The organism is Pseudomonas sp. OV226 (assembly GCF_003148705.1).
Classification (GTDB): domain Bacteria; phylum Pseudomonadota; class Gammaproteobacteria; order Pseudomonadales; family Pseudomonadaceae; genus Aquipseudomonas.
The window spans coordinates 275,379-287,148 of record NZ_QGGS01000004.1; the positions used below are offsets into that span (position 1 = coordinate 275,379).

8 protein-coding genes and 1 pseudogene are annotated in these 11,770 nt (G+C 59.5%); 7 read left to right on the forward strand and 2 right to left on the reverse strand.

The features are described 5' to 3' along the window. Positions 1 to 154: 154 nt before the first annotated feature. The 4 genes from C7534_RS09840 to ilvD all read left to right on the forward strand — a co-directional run bounded on the left by C7534_RS09840 (position 155) and on the right by ilvD (position 5,512). Positions 155 to 1,234, forward strand: coding sequence for a SagB family peptide dehydrogenase (locus tag C7534_RS09840; RefSeq protein ID WP_109785645.1), 1,080 nt, complete (start codon positions 155 to 157; stop codon positions 1,232 to 1,234). Then, positions 1,231 to 2,208 carry a diiron oxygenase gene (locus C7534_RS09845; protein WP_109785646.1) on the forward strand — a complete coding sequence of 326 codons (978 nt, stop codon included), beginning with the start codon at positions 1,231 to 1,233 and terminating at the stop codon, positions 2,206 to 2,208. Before C7534_RS09840 ends, C7534_RS09845 begins: the two co-directional genes overlap by 4 nt. Continuing rightward, entirely contained in the window at positions 2,201 to 3,412 is a 1,212-nt protein-coding gene (locus tag C7534_RS09850; protein ID WP_109785647.1) for an MFS transporter, read from the forward strand. Before C7534_RS09845 ends, C7534_RS09850 begins: the two co-directional genes overlap by 8 nt. Positions 3,413 to 3,670: 258 nt before the next feature. Continuing rightward, positions 3,671 to 5,512 (forward strand): dihydroxy-acid dehydratase, encoded by a 1,842-nt coding sequence (ilvD, locus tag C7534_RS09855; protein WP_109785648.1) that lies wholly within the window; start codon positions 3,671 to 3,673, stop codon positions 5,510 to 5,512. Between the two features lie 95 nt (positions 5,513 to 5,607). Here the strand turns inward: ilvD and C7534_RS09860 are convergent, their stop codons facing one another. Beyond that, complete coding sequence (locus C7534_RS09860; protein WP_109785649.1) at positions 5,608 to 6,663, reverse strand: phosphorylcholine phosphatase; 1,056 nt, start codon at positions 6,661 to 6,663, stop codon at positions 5,608 to 5,610. Positions 6,664 to 6,905: 242 nt separating this feature from the next. Here C7534_RS09860 and C7534_RS09865 point away from each other — a divergent pair. Then, positions 6,906 to 8,297: pseudogene (locus C7534_RS09865) on the forward strand (L-cystine transporter). Between the two features lie 124 nt (positions 8,298 to 8,421). Here the strand turns inward: C7534_RS09865 and C7534_RS09870 are convergent. Continuing rightward, positions 8,422 to 8,934: a dihydrofolate reductase gene (locus tag C7534_RS09870; protein ID WP_046032330.1), complete on the reverse strand. Its 513-nt coding sequence runs from the start codon at positions 8,932 to 8,934 to the stop codon at positions 8,422 to 8,424. A gap of 86 nt (positions 8,935 to 9,020) precedes the next feature. Here C7534_RS09870 and C7534_RS09875 point away from each other — a divergent pair, with 86 nt between their 5' ends. Beyond that, on the forward strand, positions 9,021 to 10,391 hold the full coding sequence (locus C7534_RS09875; protein WP_109785650.1) for a DUF2868 domain-containing protein: 1,371 nt from the start codon (positions 9,021 to 9,023) through the stop codon (positions 10,389 to 10,391). Beyond that, complete coding sequence (locus C7534_RS09880) at positions 10,384 to 11,760, forward strand: GTPase/DUF3482 domain-containing protein (RefSeq protein WP_109785651.1); 1,377 nt, start codon at positions 10,384 to 10,386, stop codon at positions 11,758 to 11,760. The genes C7534_RS09875 and C7534_RS09880 overlap by 8 nt, the downstream gene beginning before the upstream one ends. Positions 11,761 to 11,770 lie beyond the last annotated feature (10 nt).

Here is an 11,770-nt window from a genome sequence, read left to right on the forward strand (position 1 = left end):
GAATTCAAAACATGAAAGCAATTACTCTGGAAGCTAACAACATCGCCAATCTGTCTTTTCTGGTTGCCCCAAAAAACCGCTAAGTAAATGAAGCGCTGGGGAGTGCCGGCTACCCAGCGTTCTTTATGAAAAACTCCAGAGCAAAACGCCTATCATGCAGATAAACCCTCATCTCTTCATACTCCCGCGCACGCCCGGACAAATAGTTTGGGACTACAAAAACCACAAACAATACGAACTGGATCTTGAGCATTCAACCCGACTTGCAGAACTTATCAGCAACCCGGGCAAATTCAATAGCAGCAACAGAATAGACACACAACTTCTTGATGCAGGAATACTTACACTTTCAACACCCGTCATTATTGAATGGGGCTGGGATGAACTGTCGAAAATATTCCATATCGGCACCAAGAACATTCCCTGCAAACATACTCCACAAAATATTCATGAATGGTCCAGAGAGTATCTGGACCATTGCAGCGAAGTGTTGGCCACACCGGCTCCCGACAACAGGCTTGTCGAACGTCTGGCAGGCGAACTGATTGAGCTGCCGAAACCTTCATGCCTGCCGGAAGGCTCTCTGGCAAACACCCTGATCGATCGGAAAACCTGCCGTACCTTCACCGGGGATGCCCTCTCACTTGAGGTGGTCAGCACGCTGCTATACCTGTCCCTGGGCTACCTGCGAGAACGTGAAGATGCCATCGACGAAAACTGTGTCGAAGGGCTGGGCGCCCGACGTACCAGTCCATCCGGGGGTGGGCTCAACGCCTGCGAAGGTTTCCTGCTGGTACAGAATGTCATTGGCCTGAATCCCGGGCTCTATGCCTACCTTCCAAGCGGACATGCGCTGAGATTCGTCAATCCACTGCCCGGCCGACCGTTGGGGCAATTGCTGTGCGGGCAACACTTCATTAATAACCTGCCAGTGGGTCTGTTCATCACCAGTCGGTTCGACAAGTTGTGGTGGAAATATGAACACTCGCGCGCGTATCGAATGGCCTACGTTGAAGCCGGGCACATTTCCCAGACCTTCCAGCTGGTGGCCACCTCGCTGGGCCTGAACACCTGGTTGACCGGAGCGCTGACGGACGATCAGGTTGAAACGCTGCTGGGACTCAATGACAACCCCGAACAGCCCTTGTTTTTTGTCGGTTGTGGCAAGAGCGACGGGGAGGCGCTGTGCAAGGAATTGAAAGCGCTGCTGAGCCGTCAGGACTCGCCATCATGACCGACTCGCGCCATGAACAGGCAACACTTCCCACCGGCTGGGCTGATCGCTTCACCCTCGGCGACTGGGATAACCGCGCCGCAGTGCGAACCAGTAAGCACACCTATTTATTGCCGCCGGAGATTGAGCAGCAACTGCAAACCCGGCATTGGTTCCCGCCAGCCTTCCTGCCTTATTTGAATCACCCGTCCGTCAAAGCCGCAGGGCGGGCGATCACTCATCGATTATCGGCCAATCATCTGGTGTACTTCCTCGACTACACCACCCTGCTCGAACACCGCATCGTCAATCGATCTGTCGAAACCATCGTCCATGACGACCTCGGTGTGTGCATTCCCCGGCGGATGAAAAACGCCGCACTGCAGCTCTACACCGACGAGGGGTATCACGCCCTCGTTTCCAATAGCCTCGCCGAACAGATTGCCGCGTTCTACGGCATGTTCGACCGGCCCGTCATGCCGCAGCGAATCATCCGCCTGCAGGCCCTGCTCGAGCGCACACCGGACAGGCACAAATCACTGGCCTGGTTCCTCGCCGGCTTCGTCTCCGAGACGATCATCGCCAAGGATCTGCTCGACATCTGTCGCGACGCCTTGGTGGATGGCGTTCAGGAAATGCTCAGGGATCACCTTGCCGACGAGGCACGACACAGTCGCTATTTCTGCGAAGTTTTCCATTATCTGTGGCTGCACTTGAACAGCGCGCAACGGATGTTCTGCGCGAGTCTGCTGCCGGAGCTCATTCGGGTTTTCTTTGAAGTCGATGAGCGTTGGCTGAAGTCGAGCCTTCGCTTTGTCGGTCTCAGCGAGACAGCCTGCCTGGAAATCATCGAAGGGCTGTCCGACGCGCAAGCCACCCTGCAACGCGCCCGCTCGGGGGCCAGCGCCACCCTGGGCGCCTTGGAAAAAGCCGGTTTCTTCGATCGGCCTTGCAACCGGAAACTCTTCACCCGCGCCGGTTTTCTTGATGAATAAAGGAAACGATGCAGCCTTCAGCAAAAAACGTCGAGCCACCGTCACGCTGTTGATGACCATGACGCTGCTGGGTGTCTTCCCCCTCGACGTCGTGCTCCCGTCCTTCCCCCATCTGGCTGATTACTTTCAGACCTCACCGTCCGGAATTTCCCTGTCTGTCAGCGTGTTTGCCATCAGTCTGGCACTGTCTGTGATGCTGGTCGGGCCAATATCGGATGTGTGGGGACGCAAGACGCTGCTGCTGGGAGGCATGGCTGTCGCGGCTATTGGAGCGGTTGGCTGCGTGTTCGCCAGCGACTACCGCTGGTTCCTGGGATTTCGCATGGTTCAGGCAATGGGTTGCGGGGCATTTTCATTGTCGCAGGCACTGATTCAGGATCTGTTCGTCGGTCGTGAACGGGAGCGCATCAGGATCTGGATGGTGACAGGGGGCGGAGTGTTCATTTCAGTTTCGCCCCTGTTGGGGACCTGGCTGCAATCGTGCCTTGGCTGGCAAGGCAGTTTTTATGTATTCATTGCTCTGTCGTGTGTTGCCTGGTGCGGGGCCTATTGGCTACTCAAGGAAACGCCGCCCGGGCGCAAGCCATCCCACGCAGGGTTTTTCAATGCTTATTGGCGCTTGTGCTCGGATGGACGTTTCATGGGGTACTGGTTGATTTCGGCGCTCGCCTTCGCCTGCCATTTTTCGTTCATCGTTTCTTCGCCCATCATTTTCATGGAACGCCTGGCGCTCTCACCGTATGAGTTCGCCTGTGCATTGCTGCTGTATGGCGTCGCGTACGTATTGGGCGGGGTATTAGCCAGCGTGCTGCATCGATACCTGCAAGCCAACGCCCAGATCATTATCGGCCTGGGCCTGATCGCCGTGTCAGGCGCAATCATGCTGTGGCTGACTCGCCACTTCGGTCTTTCAGCGGCGACGGTGTTGATTTCGATGCTGGTTTGCACCGTCGGCACCACCATCGCCAGGCCAATCGCCAATTCCAAAGCGATGAGTCTTCACCCTGAGAATGCCGGGGCCTCCACTTCGGTCGGGGCCATGCTGATTTTCATGTTCGGCGGCGTCATCAGCTCGGTGATCAACCTGACGCCCGAAAACCTGACCACGGCTCTGGCCCTTGGCTTCCTGGCACTGAGCGCTGCAGGGCTTGGGGTGAACGCAGTCATCAACTACAAGACGCAACAGGCACTCAATACCGGGTGATACGTGCCAGTCGTCATCTCGCCCGCTCCGTCAGCACGGGATCAACGCTTGCCGGCATTCCCTCCTGACGCCAGCCGTGTAGAATCGCGACATTCATCGCCAGTCATCCCCCGGCGGGTTTATGAGCTCAAGCTGAAGCGCGCGGCGATCCCGCAAAGTTATCGGCAACTTCCGGACACACGGCCATTTCTGAGTGTTCCAGACGTCAATAGAAGCTCACTTCCCTTTTGATACCTGATTAGCCGCCCGGAGTGCTTCATGCCTGATTACCGCTCGAAAACATCCACCCATGGCCGCAACATGGCCGGTGCCCGCGCATTGTGGCGCGCCACGGGGATGAAAGATGACGACTTCAAAAAGCCGATCATCGCCATTGCCAACTCCTTCACCCAGTTCGTACCAGGCCACGTCCACCTCAAGGACCTGGGTCAACTGGTCGCCCGCGAAATCGAACGCGCTGGCGGTGTCGCCAAAGAATTCAACACCATCGCTGTCGATGACGGCATCGCCATGGGTCACGACGGCATGCTGTATTCGCTGCCGAGCCGCGAGATCATCGCCGACTCCGTCGAGTACATGGTCAACGCCCACTGCGCCGACGCCATCGTCTGCATTTCCAACTGCGACAAGATCACCCCTGGCATGTTGATGGCCTCTCTGCGCCTGAACATCCCGGTGATCTTCGTTTCCGGCGGCCCGATGGAAGCCGGCAAGACCAAACTGGCCAGCCACGGTCTCGACCTCGTCGATGCCATGGTCATTGCCGCCGACTCCAGCGCTTCTGACGAGAAAGTCGCTGAGTACGAGCGCAGCGCCTGCCCGACGTGCGGTTCGTGCTCCGGCATGTTCACCGCCAACTCGATGAACTGCCTGGTCGAAGCCCTGGGCCTGGCATTGCCGGGTAACGGTTCGACCCTGGCCACCCACAGCGACCGCGAGCAGTTGTTCCTGCAAGCCGGTCGCACCATCGTCGAGTTGTGCAAGCGTTACTACGGCGAGAACGACGAATCGGTCTTGCCGCGCAACATTGCCAACTTCAAGGCGTTCGAAAACGCCATGACGCTGGACATCGCCATGGGCGGCTCGACCAACACCATCCTGCACTTGCTGGCCGCGGCCCAGGAAGCCGAGATCGATTTCGACCTGCGCGACATCGACCGTCTGTCCCGTCACGTTCCGCAACTGTGCAAGGTCGCGCCGAACATCCAGAAGTACCACATGGAAGACGTGCACCGTGCCGGCGGGATCTTCAGCATCCTTGGCTCGCTGGCCCGTGGCGGTTTGCTGCACACCGACCTGCCGACCGTGCACAGCAAGACCCTGGCCGAAGGCATTGCCAAGTGGGACATCACCCAGACCAGCGATGAAGCGGTGCATCACTTCTTCAAGGCCGGCCCGGCAGGTATTCCGACGCAAACCGCATTCAGCCAGTCGACCCGTTGGGAAACCCTGGATGACGACCGTGAAAACGGCTGCATCCGTAGCGTTGAACACGCTTACTCGAAAGAAGGCGGCCTGGCCGTCCTGTACGGCAACATCGCGCTCGATGGCTGTGTGGTGAAAACCGCTGGCGTCGACGAATCGATCCACGTCTTCGAAGGCAACGCGAAGATCTTCGAAAGCCAGGACAGCGCCGTGCGCGGCATCCTTGCTGACGAAGTGAAGGCCGGCGACATCGTGATCATTCGTTACGAAGGCCCGAAAGGCGGCCCGGGCATGCAGGAAATGCTGTACCCGACGTCCTACCTGAAATCCAAAGGTCTGGGCAAAGCCTGCGCCCTGCTCACCGACGGTCGCTTCTCTGGCGGCACTTCGGGCCTGTCCATCGGCCACGCTTCGCCAGAAGCCGCTGCTGGCGGCGCGATTGGTCTGGTGCAGGACGGCGACAAGGTGCTGATCGACATTCCGAACCGTTCGATCAACCTGTTGGTCAGCGACGAAGAACTGGCCGGGCGCCGTGCCGAGCAGGATCAGAAAGGCTGGAAGCCTGTGGAAAAACGTCCACGCAAGGTCACCACCGCCCTGAAAGCCTACGCCCTGCTGGCGACCAGTGCCGACAAGGGTGCCGTGCGTAACAAGGCAATGCTCGACGGTCTGTAAACGTCAGTCGTAGAAATAAAAATGCCCCGCCAAGTGCGGGGCATTTTTTTGTCTGACCGATTTAATGGTTGAACATTACGGCCCCATCGTCGGTGTTATTGAATTTCCTCAGGCTTCACGATCACCCAGTTCTTGTCCGCCGTAACTTCCAGTCCTTCCTTGGCCTGGGCCGCAGCGTTTGTGGCCATCATGCCGTTAATCTGGGTCATGTATTTGTCTTTGCGGTTGACCCACAAGTGGATGCCGCCCTTCTTCACGTCGACACTGTGGAACAGCATGTAACCGTCACTGCTCGGGGTGTCGCCGCCGACCAGGACTGGTTTTTTCCACTGATCGATGTAGGTCAGGATCGCGGCTTGCTTACCGGCCATCCAGGTTGCCGGGGTCCACAGGTATGGGGTCAGTTCAAGGCCAAGGTTAGCCTTCTCGTCGTATTTGCCCGCGGTGATCTGTTTGCGCGCAGTGGTCAACTCGCCGGACTTGGGGTCCTTGAGCAGCAGGCTCACGCCGATCACGTTCTGCGGTTTAACGTTGTAGCCGTACTTCGGATCGGAAGCGACCATGCGCACCAATTCTTCAGAGGCGGCGGTCATTACGTAGACCTCGATGCCGTTCTCCATCAGCTTGTTGTACAGCTCTTTCTGACCAGTGAAGATTTTCGGCGGGTTGACGTCGAGATTCTTGACCACGTCGCCTTCGTAATAAGTCGCCGGCACCGGTTTGCCGGACGCCATCATCTCGTCGACATAGCCTTTGAGTTCTTTGAGGGTAAAGCCGGAGAACACTTGGGCGACCCATGGATAGCAGACCATGTCGTCGACTTCGCAGAGGCGATAGTAGTAACTGAACAGGCTTTCCTTGTGATCGGCAGTGTCTTTGAAGGGCATCAGTTTCAGGGAGGGGTCGAGTTTCTCGCGGGTGATCAGGCCCTTGTTCTCCATGTACGGCAGCAACGACTCTTCCAGATCGTAGCGGTAACTGGTGTTGTCCATGTCGAACACCGCGTAGTTACCTTTGTTGGCGTTGGCGGCAATCATTGCGTCCAGCGCCTTGGCCTGATCGGCAGGCCAGTGTTTCAAATCGGTGGCGAATGCCTGGCCGGCAAGGCCCAGGCAAATTGCTGCAGCCAGTATTTTTGGTATGAATTTCATCGACGACTCTCCCTGAATGTGAAAGACATCGACGCTAACAAATAAGTGTGACAGTCCTCGTCTGTCAGCGACCGCTACCGTACCCATCGCGCCAACTGCATCCCTGACAGCGACACCGGCTTATTCCAAAAACGACAGTCAACCTCTGTTTTCGGTATTAATTCATTAGATATCAAACTGTTAGGATTCCCGGTTCGCAGCTGCCCGGGAAGGCAGCCAGCACAAGTCTTATTGGAGTCCTTATGAATCTGCCGCTGATTCTCAATCTGCTGGTGTTCCTCGCCCTGCTCTTCGGGCTGGCACAAACCCGTCACACCACTTGGAGCCTGGCAAAAAAAGTCTTGCTCGCGCTGGTGCTGGGCGTGGTGTTCGGTGTGTCGTTGCACACCGTTTACGGTGCCGGCAATCCGGTACTGAAAGCCTCGATCGGCTGGATCGATCTGGTCGGCAACGGTTATGTGCAGCTGCTGCAAATGATCGTGATCCCGCTGGTGTTCGCCTCGATCCTCAGCGCCGTGGCCCGTCTGCACAACGCATCATCGCTGGGCAAGATCAGCTTCCTGACCATCGGCACGCTGCTGTTCACCACCGCGATTGCGGCGCTGATCGGCATCGGTTTGACCAACCTGTTTGGCCTGACCGCCGAAGGCCTGATCGCCGGCACACAAGAAATGGCGCGCCTGCAAACCATCCAGACCGATTACGCCGGCAAGGTCGCCGACCTGAACGTACCGCAGCTGTTGCTCTCGTTCATTCCGCAAAACCCGTTTGCAGACTTGGCCCGGGCCAAACCGACCTCGATCATCAGCGTGGTGATTTTTGCGGCGTTCCTTGGCGTCGCAGCCCTGCAATTGCTCAAGGATGACGTCGAAAAAGGTCAGAAAGTGATCAACGCCATCGACACCCTGCAAGCCTGGGTGATGCGCCTGGTGCGGTTGGTGATGAAGCTGACCCCGTACGGTGTATTGGCGTTGATGACCAAAGTGGTCGCCGGTTCCAACCTGCAAGACATCATCAAGCTCGGCAGTTTTGTAGTGGTGTCCTACATCGGCCTGGGCCTGATGTTTGTGGTCCATGGCGTGCTGGTGTCGGCAGCCGGGATCAACCCGCTGCGCTTCTTCCGCAAGGTCTGGCCGGTGCTGACGTTTGCTTTCACCAGCCGCTCCAGCGCCGCGACGATTCCATTGAGCATCGAAGCGCAGACCAGCCGCCTGGGAATCCCGCAGTCCATCGCCAGCTTCGCCGCTTCGTTCGGCGCGACCATTGGCCAGAATGGCTGTGCCGGTCTGTACCCGGCGATGTTGGCGGTGATGGTGGCGCCGACCGTGGGTATCAACCCGCTGGACCCGCTGTGGATCGCGACGCTGGTGGCGATTGTGACGCTGAGTTCGGCCGGTGTGGCGGGTGTCGGTGGTGGCGCGACGTTTGCCGCGTAGATCGTGTTGCCGGCGATGGGTTTGCCGGTGTCACTGGTGGCGTTGCTGATTTCGGTCGAGCCGCTGATCGATATGGGGCGCACGGCGTTGAACGTCAGTGGGTCGATGACAGCGGGCGCGATCACCAGCCAGATCATGCAGCAGACGGATAAAGAGCTGCTGGATGCGGATGAGCATGGGTCGTTGGCTCACGCTTAAATCTTCATCGACAGGACCGGCCCCATCGCGGGCAAGCCCGGCTCCTACACAGGGATCAGTGGTGTTCACACGGTGTGTGCTCCACCTCAAAACCCTGTAGGAGCCGAGCTTGCTCGCGATGCTTTTAAGCCTTCTCCCAAACCTCGAAGTTGTACGCCGGTTTGTCGCCTTCGGCCGGATTCGGCACGTTCGACACCAACTTCCACTCCTTCAAATCAAACTCCGGAAACCACGCATCCCCGTCCGGGCTTAGCGCCACGCGCGTCAGATACAAGCGGTCAGCCTGAGCCATCCCCTGCGCATACAACTGCGCACCGCCAATCAGCATCAGCTCATCGACGCCCTGCTCTTTCGCCCATTCCTCGGCGCGCGCCACGGCCGCTTCCAGCGATGGATAGACTTCCGCGCCTTCCAACACCAGATCAACCTGACGGCTGACCACGATGTTCAACCGGCCCGGCAGCGGTCGCCCGAGCGAATCCCAGGTCTTGCGACCCATGATGATCGGCTTGCCGAGGGTGGTGGCCTTGAAGTATTTGAAATCCCCCGGCAAGTGCCAGGGCATGCTGTTGTCGACGCCGATTACACGGTTTTCACCGAGGGCTGCAATCAGGCTGAGGGGGAGTGATTTAGTCATGCCGGCGAGGATACCAGAGCCATCCGTACCCCGATAAGCGCCACAGCGGTTATGCTCACGACTCAATCTAAGCGACGGGATGCCGCGTGACTGAACTGAACAACCTCTGGCTGACAGAAACCATCCGCCTGCGTGAAGAACACGCCGGGCCGCTTGAGGATCTGGAAGCCAACCGACTGGCCCGCAGCGCTGGCGGCGACCTGCCGGCACGGATTCAACGTCGGGCCGTGTGGCTGGCCGAACGCGATGGTTTGGCCAATGCCCTCGTGCACTGGCTGCAAGGCGCGCGACTGGCGCTGATCGTGATGGCGGTGTTGGCCGTGGTCAGCGGCGCCGGCCTGGCGTTTGCTGCGATGGGCGACGGGCAAACCCCGGTGAATGTGTTCTGGGCCTTGGGCAGTTTGCTCGGGCTGAACCTGATTTTGCTGATCAGTTGGGCGCTGGGCCTGGTCTTCGCCGGCGAACACGGCGCCACCCTCGGGCGCTTATGGTTGTGGCTCAGTGAAAGACTCGCGCGTGATGCCAAAGCCGCACAACTGGCCCCGGCCCTGCTGCTGCTATTGCAGCGACAAAAACTCAATCGCTGGGCCCTCGGTATTCTGGTCAACGGCCTGTGGCTGCTGGCGATGCTCAGCGCCCTGGCGATTCTACTGACGTTGATGGCCACCCGGCGCTACGGCTTCGTCTGGGAAACCACCCTCCTGAGCGGCGACACCTTCGTCGCCATGACTCAGGCCCTCGGCGCGCTGCCGGCCTTGATCGGTTTCAGCGTGCCCAGCGTGGAGATGATTCGCGCCAGCGGCGATGCCGCGCTGAACATCGAAAGCGCTCGGCAAGCCTGGGCCGCCTGGCTGGTGGGTGTGCTGCTGATGTACGGCGTGTTGCCGCGCTTGCTGCTGATGCTGTTTTGCCGATGGCGCTGGAAAACCGGCCAGGCGAAATTGCACCTGGATTTGAACCTGCCCGGTTATGCCCAACTGCGCGAACGCTTGATGCCCACCAGCGAGCGCCTGGGTATCAGCGATGCCGCGCCGGCGCAACTTCATCGCGTGCAAAGCGGTGTCACGGATCAGCAAAGCGACGGCGCCCTGCTGGTGGCCATTGAACTCGATGACCAACGCGAGTGGCCACCGCACCTGCCGAAAACCGTGGGCAACGCCGGCATACTCGACAGCCGTGAATCGCGCCACAAACTCCTCGAACAACTGAGCCGCTTTCCGCCCGCGCGGTTGCTGATTGCCTGCGACCCACGGCGCTCGCCGGACCGTGGCAGCCTGGCGCTGATCGCCGAACTGGCGCGCAATGCGGCCGCCACCCGCGTCTGGCTGCTGCAAGCGCCGCCCGGCGAAGCGCTGGATGCCGAACGGCTGGGGGACTGGCATGTCGCCTTGCAGCAATTGGAGCTGCCGTTCGCCGATTGCGCGCCGTTGAACTGGCTGGAGAGCGGTCATGACTAACGCCTGGAAGGCACCGTTGAAACTGGCCGTGGTCGGCCACACCAACGTCGGCAAAACCTCATTGCTGCGAACACTGACCCGTGATGTCGGCTTCGGCGAAGTGTCCCATCGCCCCAGCACCACGCGCCATGTCGAAGGCGCGAGGTTGTCGGTGGACGGCGAGCCGCTGCTCGACCTCTACGACACGCCCGGCCTGGAAGACGCCATCGCCCTGCTCGACTACCTCGAACGGCTGGAACGTCCCGGCGAACGCCTCGACGGCCCGGCCCGCCTGGCGCGGTTCCTTGAGGGCAGCGAAGCCCGGCAGCGCTTTGAGCAGGAAGCCAAAGTGTTGCGCCAACTGCTCACCTGCGACGCCGGCCTCTACGTGATCGACGCCCGCGAGCCGGTGTTGGCCAAGTACCGCGATGAACTGGAAGTGTTGGCCAGCTGTGGCAAACCGTTGCTGCCGGTGCTGAATTTCGTCAGCAGTGCCAACCATCGCGAACCGGCCTGGCGTGAAGCGTTGGCGCGCCTGGGCTTGCATGCCTTGGTGCGTTTCGACAGCGTCGCGCCGCCAGAGGATGGTGAGCGTCGACTCTATGAAAGCCTCGCCCTCCTGCTGGAAAGCTCCCGTGAGCAACTGGAGCGCTTGATCGCCGATCAACAGGCCCAACGCCTCGCCCGTCAGCAAAGCGCAGTGCGGTTGATTGCCGAATTGCTGATTGATTGCGCCGCGTGCCGGCGCAGCGTTGCCAGCGACGCGGCGCAAGAACAACAGGCCATTGGTGAACTGCACAAAGCCGTGCGCCAGCGCGAACAACGTTGCGTTGAAGCACTGCTCAAGCTGTACGCCTTCCGCCCACAGGACGCGGCGGCCAGTGACTTGCCGCTGCTCGATGGGCGCTGGGGCGATGACTTGTTCAACCCCGAAACCCTCAAGCAACTCGGCGTCAGGGTCGGCGGTGGAATCGCGGCCGGTGCGGCCGCGGGCGCCGGGGTCGATTTGCTGGTGGGCGGCATTACCCTGGGTGCGGCAGCCTTGGCCGGAGCGATCGCCGGTGGCGCGCTGCAAACCGCGCGAAGCTATGGCAGCCGTTTGCTGGGCAAAATCAAAGGTCAGCGAGAGCTGACCGTCGATGACAGCGTATTGCGGTTATTGGCGTTGCGTCAGCGGCAACTGCTACAGGCGCTGAATCAGCGCGGGCATGCCGCGATGGACAGCATTCACGTGGCCACGCCCCAGGACAAGACCTGGCGCGAAGGCAAATTGCCCGAAGCATTGAACAAGGCACGGGCGTATCCGCAATGGTCGTCGCTTAATCCGCAGGCGAAGTTGAATCAGGCCGAGCGCCAAGAGCAAATTGAGGTGTTGGCGCAACAGCTTTAAGCGGCGCAGC

What these genes read in the sequence shown, in the direction of transcription:
- C7534_RS09840 (WP_109785645.1), top strand. Translation starts at nt 155, where the DNA reads ATGCAGATAAACCCTCATCTCTTCATACTCCCGCGCACGCCCGGACAA.
- C7534_RS09845 (WP_109785646.1), top strand. Translation starts at nt 1,231, where the DNA reads ATGACCGACTCGCGCCATGAACAGGCAACACTTCCCACCGGCTGGGCT.
- C7534_RS09850 (WP_109785647.1), top strand. Translation starts at nt 2,201, where the DNA reads ATGAATAAAGGAAACGATGCAGCCTTCAGCAAAAAACGTCGAGCCACC.
- ilvD (WP_109785648.1), top strand. Translation starts at nt 3,671, where the DNA reads ATGCCTGATTACCGCTCGAAAACATCCACCCATGGCCGCAACATGGCC.
- C7534_RS09860 (WP_109785649.1), bottom strand. Translation starts at nt 6,663, where the DNA reads ATGAAATTCATACCAAAAATACTGGCTGCAGCAATTTGCCTGGGCCTT.
- C7534_RS09870 (WP_046032330.1), bottom strand. Translation starts at nt 8,934, where the DNA reads ATGACTAAATCACTCCCCCTCAGCCTGATTGCAGCCCTCGGTGAAAAC.
- C7534_RS09880 (WP_109785651.1), top strand. Translation starts at nt 10,384, where the DNA reads ATGACTAACGCCTGGAAGGCACCGTTGAAACTGGCCGTGGTCGGCCAC.